General features: G+C 62.9%; 15 protein-coding genes. 5 read left to right on the forward strand and 10 right to left on the reverse strand.

What is annotated here, in order from left to right; translation table 11 throughout:
- Positions 1–112: 112 nt before the first annotated feature.
- The 4 genes from ileS to M1D43_RS09640 all read right to left on the reverse strand — a co-directional run bounded on the left by ileS (position 113) and on the right by M1D43_RS09640 (position 6,291).
- The gene (ileS, locus tag M1D43_RS09625) at positions 113–3,022 is read right to left on the reverse strand and encodes an isoleucine--tRNA ligase (protein WP_153313630.1); all 2,910 of its coding nucleotides are present in this window, start codon (positions 3,020–3,022) and stop codon (positions 113–115) included.
- A gap of 282 nt (positions 3,023–3,304) precedes the next feature.
- A complete protein-coding gene (locus M1D43_RS09630; RefSeq protein WP_010968827.1) occupies positions 3,305–4,288 on the reverse strand; it encodes a bifunctional riboflavin kinase/FAD synthetase in 984 nt (327 codons plus the stop codon).
- Positions 4,289–4,301: 13 nt separating this feature from the next.
- Positions 4,302–5,150, reverse strand: coding sequence for a TIGR01459 family HAD-type hydrolase (locus M1D43_RS09635; RefSeq protein WP_153313631.1), 849 nt, complete (start codon positions 5,148–5,150; stop codon positions 4,302–4,304).
- Positions 5,151–5,463: 313 nt separating this feature from the next.
- Positions 5,464–6,291 (reverse strand): chromate resistance protein ChrB domain-containing protein, encoded by an 828-nt coding sequence (locus M1D43_RS09640; RefSeq protein WP_015007222.1) that lies wholly within the window; start codon positions 6,289–6,291, stop codon positions 5,464–5,466.
- 266 nt (positions 6,292–6,557) lie between these two features.
- On the opposite strand from M1D43_RS09640, the gene groES reads away from it, so the two are divergent.
- A complete protein-coding gene (gene groES / locus M1D43_RS09645) occupies positions 6,558–6,854 on the forward strand; it encodes a co-chaperone GroES (RefSeq protein WP_010968824.1) in 297 nt (98 codons plus the stop codon).
- A 75-nt stretch (positions 6,855–6,929) separates the two neighbouring features.
- Complete coding sequence (gene groL / locus M1D43_RS09650) at positions 6,930–8,567, forward strand: chaperonin GroEL (RefSeq protein ID WP_010968823.1); 1,638 nt, start codon at positions 6,930–6,932, stop codon at positions 8,565–8,567.
- Positions 8,568–9,070: 503 nt separating this feature from the next.
- Here the strand turns inward: groL and M1D43_RS09655 are convergent.
- From M1D43_RS09655 to hisS, 5 genes are all read right to left on the reverse strand, one after another.
- Positions 9,071–10,288 carry an NAD(P)/FAD-dependent oxidoreductase gene (locus tag M1D43_RS09655; protein WP_028010437.1) on the reverse strand — a complete coding sequence of 406 codons (1,218 nt, stop codon included), beginning with the start codon at positions 10,286–10,288 and terminating at the stop codon, positions 9,071–9,073.
- A gap of 87 nt (positions 10,289–10,375) precedes the next feature.
- Positions 10,376–11,083: a glutathione binding-like protein gene (locus M1D43_RS09660; RefSeq protein ID WP_026029796.1), complete on the reverse strand. Its 708-nt coding sequence runs from the start codon at positions 11,081–11,083 to the stop codon at positions 10,376–10,378.
- A gap of 119 nt (positions 11,084–11,202) precedes the next feature.
- The gene (gene hisG / locus M1D43_RS09665) at positions 11,203–11,898 is read right to left on the reverse strand and encodes an ATP phosphoribosyltransferase (RefSeq protein WP_010968819.1); all 696 of its coding nucleotides are present in this window, start codon (positions 11,896–11,898) and stop codon (positions 11,203–11,205) included.
- On the reverse strand, positions 11,895–13,034 hold the full coding sequence (locus tag M1D43_RS09670; protein WP_153313293.1) for an ATP phosphoribosyltransferase regulatory subunit: 1,140 nt from the start codon (positions 13,032–13,034) through the stop codon (positions 11,895–11,897). The genes hisG and M1D43_RS09670 overlap by 4 nt, the downstream gene beginning before the upstream one ends.
- Positions 13,035–13,039: 5 nt before the next feature.
- Positions 13,040–14,554, reverse strand: coding sequence for a histidine--tRNA ligase (hisS, locus tag M1D43_RS09675; protein WP_192923405.1), 1,515 nt, complete (start codon positions 14,552–14,554; stop codon positions 13,040–13,042).
- A 232-nt stretch (positions 14,555–14,786) separates the two neighbouring features.
- On the opposite strand from hisS, the gene M1D43_RS09680 reads away from it, so the two are divergent.
- From M1D43_RS09680 to M1D43_RS09690, 3 genes are all read left to right on the forward strand, one after another.
- A complete protein-coding gene (locus M1D43_RS09680) occupies positions 14,787–15,212 on the forward strand; it encodes a hypothetical protein (RefSeq protein WP_015007219.1) in 426 nt (141 codons plus the stop codon).
- A gap of 73 nt (positions 15,213–15,285) precedes the next feature.
- Positions 15,286–15,672, forward strand: coding sequence for a CopM family metallochaperone (gene copM / locus M1D43_RS09685; protein ID WP_010968815.1), 387 nt, complete (start codon positions 15,286–15,288; stop codon positions 15,670–15,672).
- Positions 15,673–15,874: 202 nt separating this feature from the next.
- Positions 15,875–17,332, forward strand: coding sequence for an NCS1 family nucleobase:cation symporter-1 (locus M1D43_RS09690; RefSeq protein WP_014529064.1), 1,458 nt, complete (start codon positions 15,875–15,877; stop codon positions 17,330–17,332).
- Between the two features lie 495 nt (positions 17,333–17,827).
- On the opposite strand, the gene M1D43_RS09695 is transcribed toward M1D43_RS09690, so the two are convergent.
- Positions 17,828–18,463, reverse strand: coding sequence for a DNA-3-methyladenine glycosylase I (locus M1D43_RS09695; protein ID WP_127541024.1), 636 nt, complete (start codon positions 18,461–18,463; stop codon positions 17,828–17,830).
- Positions 18,464–18,649: the final 186 nt, after the last annotated feature.

The following is an 18,649-nucleotide window of genomic DNA, read 5'->3' on the forward strand; positions in this document are numbered from 1 at the left end:
CGTCTCGCATGATGCGGCCATTCAGCGCCCCATGGCGGAAAAATCCGCCAAATTTCGGGCAGGTTTTACCGGATGAAGAGCCTGAGTGCAATTCACCCGGTAAACCGATCGATTACGGCTTGAAGCCGAGCTCACGCAGGGCAGCCGCGTCGCGCGCGGAGACGTCCGGATAGAGCGGATCGGAGCCGACATCGGTGGTGATTCGCCAGGAGCGGGCGCATTTGCGGCCCTCGGCGAGTTTCGGTACGACGCTGACTTTGGCGACGTCCGGCAGCCTGAACGCATCCTCCGGGCCATCGCCGCCGTCGACTTCGATTGCCGAGGTGATGCAGATCTCGGCGAAGTCCTGGCCGTTGAGCGCCTGGAGCAGATCCGGATCGGCGACATGGACGGCCGGCGCCGCCTCCAGCGAAGAGCCGATGCGCTTTTCCTTGCGCTCGATCTCGAGCGCGCCGGTCACCACCTTGCGGACTTCGCGGATCTTCCGCCATTTCTCGGCGAGCGCGTCGTTGCGCCATTCCGCCGGGACCGTTGGGAACTGTTCGAGATGCACGGAGACGGCTTGCGGGTTGCGCGAGAGCCAGGCCTCCTCGGCGGTGAAGGGCAGCATGGGTGCAAGCCAGGTCACCAGGCAATCGAAAAGGGTACGGATGACCTGCAGGGCCGCGCGGCGGCGCAGCGACGACGGTGCGTCGCAATAAAGCGCATCCTTGCGGATATCGAAATAGAAAGCCGAGAGTTCGACATTCGAGAAATCGATGAGCGCCCGGGCAATCCTCTTGAAGTCGAAGGCATCGTAACCTTCGCGCACCAGCCGGTCGAGTTCGGCAAGGCGATGCAGCATCAGCCGTTCGAGCTCCGGCATGTCGGAAAGTGGTACGACCTCGCCCTTGTCGTGGGCGAGCGTGCCGAGCATCCAGCGGATCGTGTTGCGCAGCTTGCGGTATGCGTCGATGTTCGTCTGGATGATGGTCTTGCCGAGGCGCTGGTCTTCCCAATAGTCCGTCGTCATGACCCAGAGGCGCAGGATGTCGGCGCCGGCATCCTTCATCACCTCCTGGGGCGTGACGGTATTGCCCTTCGACTTCGACATCTTCTCGCCCTTCTCATCCATGGTGAAGCCATGGGTGATGACGGCGTTGTAGGGCGCGCGGCCGCGCGTCGCGCAGCTTTCGAGCAGCGAGGAATGGAACCAGCCGCGGTGCTGGTCGGACCCTTCGAGATAGACGTCGGCCGGCCATTTCAGGTCCGGACGGTCCTCGAGCGTGAAGGTGTGGGTCGACCCGGAATCGAACCATACGTCCAGGATGTCCGTGACCTGGTGCCAGCGGGCATGATCGTGGTCGTTGCCGAGGAAGCGCTCTTTCGCGCCTTCTGCGAACCAAGCGTCCGCTCCTTCCTTCTCGAAGGCGTCGAGGATGCGGGCATTGACCTCGTCGTCCACGAGAATTTCGCCCTCATCGTCGGCGAAGATCGCGATCGGCACACCCCAGGCGCGCTGGCGCGAAAGCACCCAGTCGGGGCGCTGCTCGATCATCGCCCGGAGACGGTTCTGGCCGGCGCCGGGCACGAAACGGGTTTCGTCGATCGCGTTCAACGCGCGCGATCGCAGCGTCGAGCCGTCGCCGAAATCCTTGTCCATGGTGACGAACCATTGCGGCGTGTTGCGGAAGATGACCGGCTTCTTCGACCGCCAGGAATGCGGATAGGAATGCTTCAACCGGCCGCGCGCGAAGAGCGCGTGGCGGCCGATCAGAGCCTTGATGACGCGCTCATTGGCGTCACCCTTCTTGCCCTTGTCGTCGATGACGCGGCCGGCGCCGCCTTCCGCATCCGGACCGAAACCGGGGGCGTCGGCGGTGAAATAGCCGGCATCGTCGACCGGGAACGGGATGGTGGACGAGATGCCACGATCCTCGAGGAGACGCACATTGTCCATCCAGGCCTCGAAGTCTTCGCGACCATGGCTCGGCGCCGTATGGACGAAGCCGGTGCCGGCATCGTCGGTGACGTGCTCGCCATCGAGGAGCGGCACGCTGAAAGCGTAGCCTCCGCCCAGGCCATGGAGCGGATGGGCGCAGGTGATCGCCGCCAGTTCGCCCGCTTCGATATCGCGCACGAAATTGAACGTGACCTTCGCCTTGGCCGCCGACTCGTCCGCGAGCCGCTTGGCGAAGATCAGCTTCTCGCCCGGCTGCGGGCCGTAGTCGTTCTCGGCGGTCGCGACCTCATAGAGCCCATAGGCGTATCGCGACGAATAGGCGATCGCGCGGTTGCCGGGGATCGTCCAGGGGGTCGTCGTCCAGATGACGACAAAGGCGCCGGCAAGCGCTTCGGGCCCCTCGGTCACCGGGAACTTCACCCAGATCATGTCGCTTTCGACGTCGGCATATTCGACCTCGGCCTCGGCAAGTGCGGTCCGCTCGACGACGGACCACATGACCGGCTTCGAGCCGCGATAGAGCTGACCGGATCTGGCGATCTTCATCAGCTCGCCGGCGATGCGCGCTTCCGCGTGGAAGTTCATCGTGGTGTAGGGGTTTTCGAAGTCGCCCTCGATGCCGAGGCGCTTGAACTCCTCGGTCTGGATCCCGATCCAGCCGCTGGCGAATTCACGGCATTCCTTACGGAACTCGTTGACCGGTACCTCGTCCTTGTTCTTGCCTTTCTCGCGGTACTTCTCCTCGATCTTCCATTCGATCGGAAGACCGTGGCAGTCCCAGCCCGGCACGTAATTGGCGTCGAAACCGCGCATCTGGAACGAGCGGTTGATCACATCCTTGAGGATCTTGTTCAGCGCGTGGCCGATATGGATGTTGCCGTTGGCATAGGGCGGGCCGTCGTGCAGGACGAACTTCTCGCGTCCGGCAGCGGACGCGCGGAGCTTTTTGTAAAGCTCCATCTTCTGCCAGCGGGCGACGGTCTCCGGCTCCTTCTGCGGCAGGCCGGCCCGCATCGGAAAGTCCGTTTGCGGCAGGTAGAGAGTGGAAGAATAGTCGATCTTTTCAGCGGTCTCGGTCATGGTTTTCGCATTCGTCTTTTCCGCGCGGGGCAGTCACGCAGGCGGAAGGGTTCGGTAATCTCGAAGATGAATGGGGGCGTTGAAACGCCGAAATCCCGGACCTTCCGGCGCAGACTAGAGCGCGCGGAAAGCCGGGCCAATAATTCGCTGATCGATGATCACTCGATGGAACCGGGTCATGTGGCCGGTTCTTTAAGGCGTTTTCCGCCTTTTGAAAAGGTCCGCCGGCCGCACATGCCCGAATTCTTTGACGCATCGGGTGGCACAGGGCCCTGGCGCCGCTCAGGCGAAATTGAGCCTGCGGTCGATCCCGCTCAGGGGCTGGACGCCCGCAAGCAGCGCGCGCGCCTCGCTCTCGTCCTTGCGCATCTGGACCATCAATGGCTCCAGACCGTCGAACTTGAGTTCGTCGCGCAATCGGCCGAAGAAGGATACGGCGCAGATCTCGCCGTAGAGATCCGCGGAGAAATCGAAAACGAAGGTCTCCAGCAGGGCTTCGCCGTCGCTGTCGACGGTCGGGCGACGGCCGAAGCTTGCGACACCGTCATGGAGCGACCCGTCCGCCCTGCGGAAACGCACCGCATAGATGCCGCTTTTCAGCTCCGCCTCTGGCGGCAGGCGCATGTTCGCGGTCGGATAGCCGAGCGTGCGGCCGAGCTTCTTGCCGTCGATGACTTCGGCTTCGACCGTATAGCGATAGCCAAGCAGCCCGGCCGCGTGCGGAACGTCGCCGTCGGCGAGCAGGGAGCGAATGAAACTCGAGGAAATCACGGCGGCGTTTTCGTCGCGGAAGGCATCCACGAGCGTCACGCCGAATCCCTCGCGCTCCCCGGCCGCCATCAGGAAGGCCGGCCCGCCTTCCCGCCCCTTGCCGAAATGGAAATCGAAACCGGTGACGACATGGGAGGCGTGCAGCCATTCCCGCAGGATGCTATGAATGAAGTCGGAGGCCGAAAGCTCGGAAAAGCTCCGGTCGAAGGGATATTCGATGACGGCCCCAAAGCCCATTCCCTCGAGGATGCGGGCTTTCAGCGGTGCCGGGGTGAGGCGGAATACCGGCGTGTCGGGCCGGAACACGGTACGCGGATGCGGCTCGAAGGTGAGCACGAGCGCCGGAACGGCCCGCTTCACGGCCTCCTCCAGCGCGCGGTTCAGCACCGACTGATGGCCGCGGTGCACGCCGTCGAAATTGCCGATCGCGACCACACCGCCGCGAAGATGTTCGGGCAGCGGATCGCGGGTCTCGTTGCGGTGAAAAACGGTCATGCCGATCGTCCCGTCATGCCAGCCGCGGCATCCACCATTTCGGCTGGGCCCCATTCTGCCTCAGAAAGGCCATGAGCCTTGCTTCGTCGGTCCGGCTTTCGTGCATGTATTCCTGCGCATGGATGCCCGCGCTGATGTAGAGCAGGTCGAAGCCGGCATCCTGTGCGCCCTTGACGTCGGTCGGCATCCCGTCGCCGATGGCGATGACGCGCGAAAGGTCGAAGGCACCCCTGGCGGCCTTGGCCTCCGCGAGAGCGGCGCGATAGATCGCGATATAGGGCTTGCCGGCAATGCGGGCCTCGCCGCCGAGCTCTTCATAGAGTTTGGCGATGGCACCGGCACAGGGGATGAGCCTATGTCCGCGCTCCACGACAAGATCGGGGTTGGCGCAGATGAACGGTATTTTCCGCTTGGCGAGCCCCGTCAGCGTCGCGCGGTAGTGCTCGGGCGTCTCGGTCTCGTCATCGTAGAAGCCGGCGCAGACGATCGTCTCGGCCTCGTCGGCGGATACGATCTCGGTGCCGAGCCCTTCAAGCAGCGGCAGATCCCGGTCCGCCCCGATAAAGAAGATGCGTTTGTCGGCCGCCGCAATCAGCGCCTGCGTCACGTCCCCGGAAGTGACGATACGGTCAAAGGCTTCGTCGGGGACGCCGAGGCCGCGGATCTGCACCGTGACGCCCGGATGCGGCCGGGGTGAATTGGTGATGAGAACGACGGTGAGCCCCTGGGCGCGCGCCTCGGCCAGCGCTTCGCAGGCGGATGCAAAGGCTTGAATGCCGTTGTGAAGCACACCCCAGACGTCGCAAAGGACAACGTCGTAGCGACCGGCGATTTCCCGAAAACTGTTGATCCTGACGGCCATGCTGGCTTCCTGCAAACTCGGCTTTCCGGCTGACATCGCAAGGAAGGGGCAAGAATACAAGCCTTACGCCGAGAAAAACGCGGCACTTCCCAAGGATTTTAAAGCAATTCCGGGAAGCGGCGCGTTGAAGCTCCGGTCGGTTTTGTCGGCGCGCATGGCGATGCGCTTGAATTCCTCGAGTGCCGACTGCGCGGCCTATTGCATGTTTCCTTTGGCAGGAAACGGATCCTGCAGTCTCTTCTCTTCCAGGGATGTGGTAATCAAACAAGCCGCGGCGGGAAGGCGGGCGCGGCTTCCACGGCTGTCCCTCCGTTCATGGCCTTTTCCCCTTTCCGCCATGCGATACCCAGTCGTGCTTTTCCTGCGTCGCATCACGCGCCCAGCGATAGAGCGCATCATAGATCGTCATCCCCGCCTCGAGTTGTTCGAGATCATCGGCATACATGCGCGATAGGCCGAGTGAAACGGCAAGCAGCCCCGCCGCCTCCGGTTCCAGTTCGCGCCTGTCCGTGTCGGCGCCGCGCACGATACGGGCGACGTGCTCCAGCGCGGGGAACGAGAGACCGAATTCCTTGACCATCGTGTCGAAGGTGCATTCCCCGCCGCGATGACTCCAGAAGACGCCCTCGATGTCGAACGGCGTCGCACCGAAGCGCTCGCCGACCGCCTCGACCTCCGCCGGCGTGACATAAAGAAACCGGGCACGCGGGTCGACGAAGCGCCGGATCAGCCAGGGGCAGGCTATGCGGTCGATCTTCGGCCGCGATCGGGTCACCCAGACGGATCCCCCCGAAGGGTCTGCATTCGGAAGGCTTGCGACCGGAACGAGCGGCAGTCCCGCGGCCCGCCACGCTTCGATACCGCCGTCGAGTATCTCCGCAGCCGCGCCTGCATGACGCAGCCATGCGGCGGCACCCTCGCTGAGTTTGCCGCCGTGCTTGCAGAGCACGACAACCCAGCCGCCGCGGTATTCCTCGGCCCATTGCGGCACGTGAACATGGCCGCGATGGAAGGAGCCCGGCACGAGATGATGATCGGCTGCGAAGTCGTCGTCATCGCGCACATCGATGACGACGGGCGCCTTGGGAGTACCAACGAGACGAGCGAGTTTTTCGGATGAGATGGAGTTGAACGATGCCATGACGACGTCCTTTAGATCGTTAGCGGACGCGAAATTCCGGCATGGCGCCTCGTGAGGCATTCGCTTACCCCATGGCACTCATCAAACAAAAGTGCGGCCGGTCTGTCAACGATCATGGCCGGCAAAAAATCTCGGAGCCTATCCTTGACTCATTTCACGGCCAGCCTTATCTCGGCTGGCGCTAGCACTCGCTTGATATGAGTGCTAACACCCATCTGGCGGGTCCATCCGTGACCCGCAGTGTCATTTGATCGAGGGATTAGACAATGGCAAGCACCAATTTCCGTCCGCTGCACGACCGCGTTGTCGTCCGCCGCGTCGAGTCTGAAGAAAAGACCAAGGGCGGCATCATCATTCCGGACACCGCTAAGGAAAAGCCGCAGGAAGGCGAAATCGTGGCTGTCGGTTCGGGTGCCCGTGACGAAAGCGGCAAGGTTGTTCCGCTCGACGTGAAGGCTGGCGACCGCATCCTGTTCGGCAAGTGGTCCGGCACCGAAGTCAAGATCAACGGCGAAGACCTTCTGATCATGAAGGAAGCCGACATCATGGGTGTCATCGGCTGATCGCCGGCAACCCTTCAAACTTCCGCAATTTGAAACCGGACCAGTTCCGGAATTTCGAAACCAGGAGCTTTCAAAATGGCAGCTAAAGAAGTCAAGTTCGGCCGCAGCGCGCGCGAAAAGATGCTGCGCGGCGTCGACATCCTCGCCGACGCAGTCAAGGTGACGCTCGGCCCGAAGGGCCGCAACGTCGTTATCGACAAGTCGTTCGGCGCGCCGCGCATCACCAAGGACGGCGTTTCGGTCGCCAAGGAGATCGAACTCGAAGACAAGTTCGAGAACATGGGCGCCCAGATGGTCCGCGAAGTCGCTTCGAAGACCAACGACATTGCCGGTGACGGCACGACGACTGCAACCGTTCTCGCCCAGGCGATCGTTCGCGAAGGCGCGAAGGCCGTTGCCGCCGGCATGAACCCGATGGACCTGAAGCGCGGTATCGACCTGGCTGTCGCCGAAGTCGTCAAGGACCTGCTCGCCAAGGCCAAGAAGATCAACACCTCGGACGAAGTCGCCCAGGTCGGCACGATCTCGGCAAACGGCGAAAAGCAGATCGGTCTCGACATTGCGGAAGCGATGCAGAAGGTCGGCAACGAAGGCGTCATCACGGTTGAAGAAGCCAAGACCGCCGAGACCGAGCTGGAAGTCGTCGAAGGCATGCAGTTCGACCGCGGCTACCTGTCGCCCTACTTCGTCACCAACCCGGAAAAGATGGTCGCCGACCTCGAAGACGCTTTCATTCTCCTGCACGAGAAGAAGCTCTCCAACCTCCAGGCGATGCTCCCGGTTCTCGAAGCCGTCGTGCAGACCGGCAAGCCGCTCCTCATCATCGCTGAAGACGTCGAAGGCGAAGCACTCGCAACGCTCGTCGTCAACAAGCTGCGTGGCGGCCTGAAGATCGCTGCCGTCAAGGCCCCGGGCTTCGGCGACCGCCGCAAGGCCATGCTCGAAGACATCGCCATCCTGACGGGCGGCACGGTGATCTCGGAAGACCTCGGCATCAAACTCGAAAGCGTCACGCTCGACATGCTCGGCCGCGCTAAGAAGGTTTCGATCACCAAGGAAAACACGACGATCGTCGACGGCGCCGGCCAGAAGTCCGACATCGAAGGCCGCGTCGCTCAGATCAAGGCCCAGATCGAAGAAACCACCTCCGACTACGACCGTGAGAAGCTGCAGGAGCGCCTTGCCAAGCTCGCCGGCGGCGTCGCTGTCATCCGCGTCGGCGGTGCGACGGAAGTCGAAGTGAAGGAAAAGAAGGACCGCATCGATGACGCCCTCAACGCGACGCGCGCTGCCGTTCAGGAAGGCATCGTACCGGGCGGCGGCGTTGCCCTGCTGCGTTCTTCCGTCAAGATCACCGTCAAGGGTGAGAACGACGATCAGGACGCCGGCGTCAACATCGTTCGCCGCGCTCTGCAGTCTCCGGCCCGTCAGATCGTTGAAAACGCTGGCGACGAAGCCTCCATCGTTGTCGGCAAGATCCTCGAGAAGAACACCGACGACTTCGGCTACAACGCTCAGACCGGCGAGTATGGCGACATGATCGCCATGGGCATCATCGACCCGGTCAAGGTCGTTCGCACCGCGCTTCAGGACGCAGCGTCGGTTGCTTCGCTGCTCATCACCACCGAAGCCATGATCGCCGAACTGCCGAAGAAGGACGCTCCGGCAATGCCTGGCGGCATGGGCGGAATGGGTGGAATGGACATGATGTGATAAGGCGACAGCCTTAGCACGATCCATCCGGATCTGAAGGGCGGCTCTCGAGCCGCCCTTTTTGTTTTAACGCCGCCGGCCACGAAGCAGAGATCGCGAAGGCCGCCAGCGGTTTCCATGTTCGGCGCTTGCCGCTTTCCATTCGGTTTCCGTAGGTCTTATTGCTCCGGCCCCCGCCACAATCCGCAGAAATATAAGTTGGCTGCCACGTCTCGCCCTCGGGAGGGGCCGTTGCCGCGGAGAAATCCGGCTGGCTCTCGCTTCCAGTTATGCAGTCTGCCGACGGGATCGTTCGGGATAGGTGAAGGTCAAGCCGCTTGTCGTCTCCCCCCTTGTGGGGGAGAATATTTGCGGCGGGCTCTCGCTTCCGCTTCTGCGTTCTGCCCGTGGCATCGTTTGGGCATGTGAAGTCAAAACCGCTTATCTGCCCCAAGGCAATGGTCCCGCGAGAGGATCAGATGGTATATGCCCTAGTTGCAGCGCAGACGGCGGTAGCGCGGCTACTATACAAGCAATGCCTTCAGATCGACCTGCGGATCCGCGAGCAGCAAACGGTCCGGCGTGGCCCCCGCCTCGAGAAGCTTCTTCCCCGTCACATAAGCCTTGGCGTCGTTGATCGCATCGACCGCGATCAGTTTGCCCTGGCGGAAATACCAGACCGAGACGCTGCCCTGGCGCTGGCCCTGGCGGACGAGCGTTTCGTCGTGGCCGAGGCCGAAGCCGGCGATCTGCAGTTTGACGTCGTACTGGTCGGACCAGAACCATGGCTTCGGATCGTAGGGATCGGTGCTGCCCGCAAGAACCGCGGCAACCGCTTCCGCCTGATCGACGGCATTCTGCACGGATTCGAGGCGGATGCGCATGCCGTCCCACGGCAGGACGGCGCAGTCGCCCATGGCGACGATCGTTGGGTCGGAGGTCCGGCCATGGCTGTCGACGACAATGCCATTTGCGGTTTCGATGCCGGCTTCGTGCGCCAGCGCATCATTCGCCGCCACGCCGATGCCGACGATCACGATGTCGACGGGAATGACGGAGCCGTCGGAGAGTTCCGCCGCCGTCACGCGGCCGTTGTCGCCGATCAGACGATGGAGCCCGGTGCGCTCACGTATGTCGACGCCGTGAGAGCGGTGGATTTCGCGGACGATCGCCGAGGTGGCGGCGGAGGCGACGCGCTGAAGGATCCGATCGGCCATTTCGATGACCGTGACCTCAAGCCCCGAAGTCCGGGCAACCGCCGCAGCCTCGAGGCCGATATAGCCGCCACCGACGACCAGCACCCGCCGGCCGGGCTGCATCTCCTCTGCCAGCCGGTCGGCATCCCGGAAATCGCGCACGACGAAAACGCCCGCGAGATCGCCGCCCACCGCAGCCGGCAGCCGGCGCGGCGTGGCGCCGGTCGCGAAGGCAAGCGTCTCATAGGTGAGCATCGAGCCGTCGCTCAGCGCTACCTGCTTTGCGAGACGATCGACCCGCGTCACCGTCGTGGAAAGGCGAATGTCGATCTCGTGCTCCGCATACCAGGCCTCCGGCCGGTAAAGCAGGCGATCGAGGGTCATTTCGCGCAACAGGTATTTCTTGGAGAGCGGCGGCCGCTGGTAGGGCAGGCTCGCTTCGGCGGCGACGACGGTGATCGGACGCATGTCCTTGAGGGCGCGAAGCTTGGCGACCAAAGCGAATGCGGCTTGACCGCCACCGACAACAACAAGTCTTCCCGACACCTGCTCCACCTCAATCGTCTCTGCTCATCGCTATCCTCCCGGCCGGCGTCCGGTCAATCTCCGGCCGGAAGGCTCCGCGCTCTTGATCTACTCCTTGCGCGGGATCTCCATGCCCTTCTGGGCCGCAGGGCGTGCCAGGCCGCGATCCACCCAGTCCATGACATTCGGGAAGCTCTTATAGTCGAGCACCTCGGCGCCACCATAGAACTTCCGCGCCCCTTCCACCCAGGGATAGGTGGCGATGTCGGCGATGGTGTATTCCTCCCCCATCAGCCATTGACGGCCCTCGAGCCGCGCTTCGAGGACGCCGAGAAGACGCTTCGCTTCGTCGCGATAGCGTTGAACGGGATAGGGGTTGTTGGCGACCTTGTCGGCGGCAAATTTGAAGAAATGGCCGAACTGCCCGAACATCGGTCCGATGCCGCCCATCTGGAACATGACCCAGCACAGCGTCTCGTAGCGGCGGGCCGCGTCCGCCGGAAGGAGTTTGCCGGTCTTTTCCGCAAGGTAGATCAGGATCGCGCCGGATTCGAACAGGCCGATCGGCTTTCCGTCCGGTCCGTTCGGATCGATGATCGCCGGAATGCGGCCGTTCGGATTGAGCGACAGGAATTCGGGCGACTTCTGCTCGTTGGTATCGAAGGAAATGCGGTGCGCCTCATAGGCCAGGCCCAGTTCTTCGAGGGCAATCGAGACCTTCACGCCATTCGGCGTCGGGAGCGAATAGAGCTGGATGATATCGGGATTTTTCGCCGGCCAGCGTGCCGTGATCGGAAACGAGGAAAGATCAGCCATGACGGATGCCTCTAGGTGGGAAATCGAAAGGGTGTCTGCCGCCCCAACATAGGGAGCGCCGGTTGCATTTGTCAGGGTGGAAGGCAAATTGCCGGCCTTCACCTTCGCCGTCCTCGCGCTCAGAGCACCGCCCGCACCGCTGCAACGATCCGGTCGATCACGGGATTACCCTCGTGGGTGGCCTTGCGCGCCCGCACCAGGCAGGCCTCGGAGCGCAGGATCACACCGTCCGAAAGGATCTTCAGATGGTTGGCCTTGAGCGTCGAGCCCGTCGAGGTGATGTCGACGATGATGTCGGCTGAGCCGGATGCCGGCGCGCCTTCGGTCGCTCCCAGGCTCTCGACGATGCGGTAGAGCTGGATGCCGTGGCTGCCCGAGAAGAATTGCTGCGTCAGCCGCCAGTATTTGGTGGCGATCGCCAGCCGCCGGCCGTGGCGCGCGCGGAAGTCCGCGGCGACATCGCCGAGGTCGGCCATGGTGTCGACGTCATACCAGATCTCGGGAACCGCGACGACCACATCGGCGTGACCGAAGCCGAGCCGGGCGGCGAAGTCCACACGGGCATCGGCGTCCGCCAGGCCTTCGCGCACGAGGTCCTCGCCCGTGACGCCGAAATCGACCGCGCCGCTGCCGATCTCACGGGCGATTTCCGAGGCCGACAAATAGGCAATCTCGACGTCGTCCCATCCTTCAACGCGGCCCCGATAGGACCGGTCGCTGCCGACCGCCGCAATCTTCATCCCGGCGCGTTCGAAGATCGCCGAGGCCTCATCTTTCATTCGCCCCTTGGAGGGCAGCGCAATGGTGACGGTCATTCCGCCCTCCCCGCAGCGATCGCCTGTTCTATCCGGTCGAGCCAGAGCGAAAAGCCGACGGCCGGAATATGCTCGCGGGCGCCGAGCAAGGTCAGGAGGCGGTCGAACCGGCCGCCGCCGGCGAGCACCGCCGGCGTGCCTTCGACCCCGATTTCGAAGACGAGCCCGGTGTAGTAATCAAGCGGCCGTCCGAAGGCGGCGCGGTAGCGCATCAGACCGGGATCGGCGCCGGCCCTTGCAAGCGCGGCCACGCGCGCGTCGAAAAGCGCCAGCGCATCATCGATCTTCAGGCGCGCCTTGCCGGCGAAGCGGTGGAGCGCCGCCGGAGCATCGGCGAGCGGCAGATCGAGAGCCAGGAAGGCGCGCATGACGCCGAGCGCTTCCTTGTCCAGCCGGATGGCGGCGAGTTCGACCTTTTCCTTCAGGCGCCGCGCTATGTCGCGGGGCGAGCGGCTCGCATTGGTCGAATAGCCGGTCGCCTTCATCGTCTCGCCGATATGGGCGACGAGCCGCTCTTCGTCCTCGAGCATGCCGAGCGCCGCGACGCGCTCGACGTCGTGACCGAAGACGCCGGGCGACTTCGGATCGGCGAGCGCCGCCAGCAGCCGTTCCAACTGCTTTTGATCGCCGAAGGCATGGATGAGGCGCTTCTGCCAGCCCCCGGGCAGGCCGCAGGCTGCAATCACCGCTTCGAACACCGACTGGTCGCCGAGCGTCACTTTCAGCCGCTCGCCCGGCAATCGGTTGGCGAGGACGAACATCGCGTCGCCGACCACGCGGGCGTCGGCAGCGGCCGTATCCGGATCGCCAAGGTCTTCGATGCCCGCCTGATAGAATTCGCTCGATCCTTCGCGGCGCTGCCGGAACACCTCGCCCAGATAGGCGTAGCGCTGCGGCGTGCCGGTTGCGGTCTCGATATGCCGGAGGCAGACGGGAATGGTGAACTCGGGGCGCAGGCAAAGGCTCTCGCCGGTCTCGCTCTCGGTCATGAAGATGCGCCGGCGCAGATCTTCGCCAGCCATATCGAGGAAAGGCTCCGCCGGCTGGATGACCGGCGTATCGACGCGCAGCGTGTTCCGGCGCTCGAAGTCCGCAAGGAGGTCGCCGGCAAAGGCGGGAAGATTGATCAGAGGCATTGCGGTCAACCCGCCCTTTTCCGGTCCTCGGCCTGTTCCGCCAGAATTTCGCGTACCTTCGCGACGAGTTCGCCTTCCGGAACGGAAACCTGCGCGACACGCGCCTCGCGCCAGGCGACATTGTCCTCGATTTCGCCCGAGAGCCGCTTGCCTTCGATCAGATCCTTGATCTGCACGACGCCGGAGGCGCGCTCGTCACCCCCCTGGATCACGGCGATCGGCGATCCCCGACGGTCGGCATATTTGAGCTGATCGCCGAAGTTCTTCTTGTTGCCCTGGTACATTTCGGCGCGGATGCCGGCATGGCGAAGATCCTGCACGAAGCGCTGGTAGCGCCCCATGCTTTCGATATCGCGATCCATCACGCAAACGACAACCGGAGCGGTGACCTGTTCGGCGCCCAGCTTGCCGAGATTCTTGAGTGCGGTCATCAGCCGCGACACGCCGATCGAGAAGCCGGTCGCCGGCACCGGCTGTCCCATGAAGCGCGACACGAGGCCGTCGTAGCGGCCGCCGCCGCCGACGGAGCCGAAGACGACCTTCTCGCCCTTTTCATTGGTGACGGCGAACTGCAACTCCGCTTCGAAGACCGGGCCGGTATAATATTCGAGGCCGCGCACCACCGACGGGTCGATCTTGATGCGGTCCGCCTCGTAGCCGGCGCTGAGTACGAGACCGCGGATCGTGTTCAACTCGTTGACGCCCTCGGCGCCGCGAGCCGTTCCGGCGACGAGCGCCGCCAGTTCGTCCGCGCTCCTGGCATAGTCGGTGATCCCAACGAAGAACAGGATTTTGCCGATCTGCTCCTCGTTGAGCCCGGCGCCCTTGGTGAAGTCGCCGCTCTCGTCCTTGCGCCCTTCGCCCAGCAACAGCCGCACGCCTTCCGGACCGAACTTGTCGAGCTTGTCGATGGCGCGCAGCACCGTCAGCCGCGTATTCGTCTGCTCGACTCCGCCGAGACCGATCGCCTCCAGGACGCCGTCGAGGACCTTGCGGTTGTTGACGCGGATCACGTAATCGCCGCGGGCAATGCCGAGCGCCTCCATCGTGTCGGCCATCATCATGCACATTTCGGCATCGGCCTGCACGCCGGCGGCACCGACCGTGTCGGCATCGAACTGCATGAACTGGCGGAAGCGGCCCGGGCCCGGCTTCTCGTTGCGGAAAACGTAACCGGCGCGATAGGTACGATAGGGAAGCTGGATTTCGTTGAAATTCTCGGCCACGTGACGTGCGAGAGGCGCGGTCAGATCGTAGCGCAGGCTCAGCCACTGGTCGTCGTCGTCGGTCAGCGAAAAGACGCCTTCATTCGGCCGGTCGCTGTCGGGCAGGAACTTGCCGAGCGCGTCGGTATATTCGAAAAGCGGCGTTTCCACCGGATCGAAGCCGTAGCGTTCATAGACCTCGCGGATTTTCGCGATCATCTCGTCGACGGCGCGAATGTCCGCGGCCGACCGGTCGACGAAGCCGCGCGGCAGGCGTGCCCTGAGCTTCTGCGTTTTCTTCTGTTTTTCATTCATTGAAAGCATTCCGGACTTCAAGCTTGGTCGGTGCCTTCCCTACCGGATCATGGCAGGGGCGGCAAGGGCGGCGACAAGCCGCGAGACCGCGCGCGTGCGGGCTTCCGGAACATTGCGGCGTTGGATGCGTTCCTGCGCCAAAGCTGCGATCACAATGCCGTGATTGTATATCTTACCGTTTACGCGTATAAGTTACGCAGCAGATCGAGCGCGAGTTTGGGGACTGAGCGATATGCTGAACTTCATGACACCGGGATCCGGAGCCATAAAGCCTTTGAGTCCGGAGACGCACAGAGCCTGGACCCGCCGCGTCTCGCAGGCGGGCTGCCTGGTGGAGCCGTGGCGCTGCGACCTTTCCAGCGGCGCCTTCATGATAGGTTCCAAAACCGCCGCCCTCCTCGGACTGCGGCGCAATCCCTGCGGCATCATCGACCTTGTCAGGGCCTATGACAGAGGCGACCGGTCCACGATCCTGAATATTCTGGAACAGGCGACGGAAAGCTCCTCGTCCTTCTGCTTCTCGACCACTGTCCGCGGCGCAACGGGACATCCTTCCCCGCTTTATTGCATCGGCAATTCGACACTTACGGACGAGGGCGCAGAGGGTTCGCTCGAAGGCGTGTTCGCGCTACCCGAGACTGAAAAAACGAACGCGTAACGGCGCGTGCCAATTTCCATCATCTTTGCATTCTGTCCCCCCGTCAGCGGCGGACTCGATGAAAGGAAACGATATGGTCCCCAAACGATTCATGGCTGCCCTGTTTCTCGCCGCCACATTCGCTGCTGCTCCCGCGCTCGCGCAGGAGACCGACCACGGCAGCATGCATCACGGTTCGGCAGAAAGCGGCGCGGCGGGTGACGCGTCCCCGTCGAGCAAGGCCTTCGCCGAGGCGAACGCCAAGATGCACAAGGACATGGACATCGCCTTCAGCGGCAATGCTGATCTCGATTTCGTACGCGCCATGATCGCTCACCACCAGGGAGCGATCGACATGGCGAAGGTCGAGCTCGAACACGGCAAGGACGAAGCAATCCGCAAACTCGCCGATGACATCATCAAGGCACAGGAAGCAGAGATCAGGATGATGAAGGAATGGCTGGCCCACAATGGCGGCTAGAGCACCGTTAGGGACGTGCGCAGCCTTTTCCGTTCAACCGCCCGCTTCAAAGAAGACCGGGACGAACGTTTAACGCGACGAACGGAAAGATTTTCGCGTTTGGGCCCGGTGCCACTCGGCTCCGAGGCGGCACCGATATTGACAGTTGGCCGCAAGCTCCTCTTCCATAGGCACAGGTGCCATGACGTCAAGAGGGGAAACGATGACGATACCACCCGGTGCATCTCCACAATTGTACAACGAAGACCTCGCGCCCGCCAAAGAACGCAACTGGGGCGCATTCTCCATTTTCAACGTCTGGACATCGGACGTGCACAGCCTTTGGGGATATTATCTCGCCGCCAGCCTGTTTCTCTTCTGCGGCAGCTTCATGAACTTCCTCCTGGCCATCGGCATCGGCTCGCTCATCATCTTCTTCCTGATGCAGCTCGTCGGCGTTGCGGGCGTGCGCACCGGTGTACCATTCCCGGTCCTGGCCCGGGCGTCCTTCGGTATCTGGGGCGCGAACTTCCCGGCAATCGTCCGCGCCATCGTCGCGTGCTTCTGGTACGGTGCGCAGACGGCGGCAGCCTCGGGCGCCATCGTCGCGCTGCTTGTCCGCAATGAAAGCCTGCTTCAGTTCCACCAGTCGAGCCACATGCTCGGTCATTCCACCCTCGAACTCGTCTGCTACGTCGTCGTTTGGGGTCTTCAACTGCTGATCATCCAGAACGGCATGGAAACGGTTAGAAAATTTCAGGACTGGGCCGGTCCAGCAGTCTGGGTGATGATGCTGCTGCTTGCGATCTATCTCGTCGTCAAGGCTGGCGGCTTCTCGTTCAGCCACACGATCCCGATGGACGTGTTGCTTGAAAAGACCAAGAACGCCGGCGTGCCGGGGGTACCGGGGTCGTTCGCCGCGCTTGGCGCGGTGGCCGCGATCTGGGTCACCTATTTCTCCGCGCTCTATCTCAATTTCTGCGACTTCTCGCGCTACTGCCCGAGCGAACGTTCGCTGAAGGTCGGCAACCTCTGGGGCCTGCCGGTCAACCTCATCCTGTTCTCGCTGGTTGCCGGCGTCACAACCATCGCCGCCTTCAATGTCTATGGCGAGGTGCTGCTGCACCCCGACCAGATTTCGGCCAAGTTCGACAGCTGGTTCCTGGCGCTGCTCGCCGCGCTGACCTTCGCGGTGGCGACTCTCGGCATCAACGTCGTCGCCAACTTCGTCTCGCCCGCCTTCGACTTCGCCAACGTCTTTCCCAAGCACATCGACTTCAAGAAGGGTGGCTATATCGCGGCGCTGATCGCCCTCGCGCTCTATCCCTTCGCGCCTTGGGAGGGCGGGGCTGCGCACTTCGTCAACATGATCGGTAATACGATGGGCCCTATCTTCGGCGTCATGATGGTCGACTACTACCTCATCCGAAAGGGCCGCGTGGATGTGGAGGCGCTCTACCGCGAAGACGGCGAATTCCGCTTCGAGAACGGCTGGCATGTCAACGCGCTGATCGCCGCCGGCATCGGGATCGTCTTCTCCTCGATCCTGCCGGGGCTTACATCCGTGATGCCGGCATGGTGGGGTGTCTACGGCTGGTTCTTCGGCGTCGCCATAGCCGGTGCGATATACTACGCGCTCCGCTCCTTCAAATCGGCCAGGCCATACCCGGCCCAACCCTGATGGCTTAATTTCTATCAGAGAACATCGCCCTCTCCATCGAACGCTACGGCATGCACATATCTCTTGCGCGCCGGTGCGGCGGATACTGCTCATGAAAGGGATCCCTCGGGGACCCAACCGCCTCAACCCCGCTCGGTCGGGATTGCCCCTCAACCGGCTGCCGCCACCTTCTCCCCGCAGGCGGGGAGAAGGGATATGCCGCGCCCGCTCGCTCCCTCGGGCGGGCGGTGAATGCGGGGTTCAGTTGGCGCCGCTTGTCCCTTCTCCCCGCCTGCGGGGAGAAGGTGCCGGCAGGCGGATGAGGGGCGGGTGACCGCTAATGCCAATGTTAGCGCATACGGGTTTGATCCCAAGGACCCATCCGCAAGCCTCGCCACTGCTGGAAATACAGATGCCGCCACTCCGGAGTAAATCCGCGAAGGGCTGGACAACAAGAGATATGTGCATCCCGTAGCCATCGAACGGGGAGGGCGATGTTCTTACCGGATGCGGCAATCAGGCCGCCGGACGTGCGAAGCGCCGGCGCAGGTCCTCTATCGGCGCGCGGCAGAAGCAGCCCTCGATATGGTCGTTGACGAGGCCCATCGCCTGCATGAAGGCATAGACCGTCGTCGGGCCGACAAAGGTCCAGCCGCGCTTCTTCAGATCCTTCGAAATCCGCACCGAGGCCGGCGTCGTCGGATTGGCGATGAGGGTCTCGAAATCGACGGTCTTCGGACGCTCGCTTCCATCGGGCTCATGCGACCAGAAATAGGCCGCCAGTGAACCGAATTCCGCACGCAGTTCCTTTGCGCGGCGGGCATTGTTGATGGTCGAGACGATCTTGCCGCGATGGCGGACGATGCCGGCATCGGCGAGGCAACGCTCGACGTCCTCCTCGCCGAACTCCGCGACCTTGTCGAAATCGAAGCCCGCAAATGCGGCGCGAAACGCATCACGCTTTCTCAGGATCGTCAGCCAGGAGAGGCCCGACTGAAAGCCTTCGAGGCAGATCTTTTCGAACAACCTGTGATCGTCGGCGACCGGCCGGCCCCATTCTTCGTCGTGATAGCGGCGGTAATCCTCCAGATTGCCGTGCCAGGCACAGCGATCAAGACCGTCGTCCCCCGTAATCAAGCCCCTGGCTGCCATTTCGCCTCTCTCCATCGTTTCTCTTTTGTTCCGTTTACCATTTGCAAACCACATCGATAAAGAGGCGAATAACCCTACCCAAAGCTTTATTGCCGCGGCCGCCCTTCAGCGCGGCGCCGTTTACCGTTCGGTTGCGGACAGGTGAGAGCATCGCGCCATTGCCGGAGCACTGGAACGCGCATGCGA

Source organism: Ensifer sp. R1-3 (assembly GCF_056739175.1).

What these genes read in the sequence shown, in the direction of transcription:
- groES (WP_010968824.1), top strand. Translation starts at nt 6,558, where the DNA reads ATGGCAAGCACCAATTTCCGTCCGCTGCACGACCGCGTTGTCGTCCGC.
- M1D43_RS09680 (WP_015007219.1), top strand. Translation starts at nt 14,787, where the DNA reads ATGCTGAACTTCATGACACCGGGATCCGGAGCCATAAAGCCTTTGAGT.
- M1D43_RS09690 (WP_014529064.1), top strand. Translation starts at nt 15,875, where the DNA reads ATGACGATACCACCCGGTGCATCTCCACAATTGTACAACGAAGACCTC.
- M1D43_RS09660 (WP_026029796.1), bottom strand. Translation starts at nt 11,083, where the DNA reads ATGGCTGATCTTTCCTCGTTTCCGATCACGGCACGCTGGCCGGCGAAA.
- groL (WP_010968823.1), top strand. Translation starts at nt 6,930, where the DNA reads ATGGCAGCTAAAGAAGTCAAGTTCGGCCGCAGCGCGCGCGAAAAGATG.
- M1D43_RS09630 (WP_010968827.1), bottom strand. Translation starts at nt 4,288, where the DNA reads ATGACCGTTTTTCACCGCAACGAGACCCGCGATCCGCTGCCCGAACAT.
- hisG (WP_010968819.1), bottom strand. Translation starts at nt 11,898, where the DNA reads ATGACCGTCACCATTGCGCTGCCCTCCAAGGGGCGAATGAAAGATGAG.
- M1D43_RS09670 (WP_153313293.1), bottom strand. Translation starts at nt 13,034, where the DNA reads ATGCCTCTGATCAATCTTCCCGCCTTTGCCGGCGACCTCCTTGCGGAC.
- M1D43_RS09695 (WP_127541024.1), bottom strand. Translation starts at nt 18,463, where the DNA reads ATGGCAGCCAGGGGCTTGATTACGGGGGACGACGGTCTTGATCGCTGT.
- hisS (WP_192923405.1), bottom strand. Translation starts at nt 14,554, where the DNA reads ATGAATGAAAAACAGAAGAAAACGCAGAAGCTCAGGGCACGCCTGCCG.
- M1D43_RS09635 (WP_153313631.1), bottom strand. Translation starts at nt 5,150, where the DNA reads ATGGCCGTCAGGATCAACAGTTTTCGGGAAATCGCCGGTCGCTACGAC.
- M1D43_RS09640 (WP_015007222.1), bottom strand. Translation starts at nt 6,291, where the DNA reads ATGGCATCGTTCAACTCCATCTCATCCGAAAAACTCGCTCGTCTCGTT.
- ileS (WP_153313630.1), bottom strand. Translation starts at nt 3,022, where the DNA reads ATGACCGAGACCGCTGAAAAGATCGACTATTCTTCCACTCTCTACCTG.
- copM (WP_010968815.1), top strand. Translation starts at nt 15,286, where the DNA reads ATGGTCCCCAAACGATTCATGGCTGCCCTGTTTCTCGCCGCCACATTC.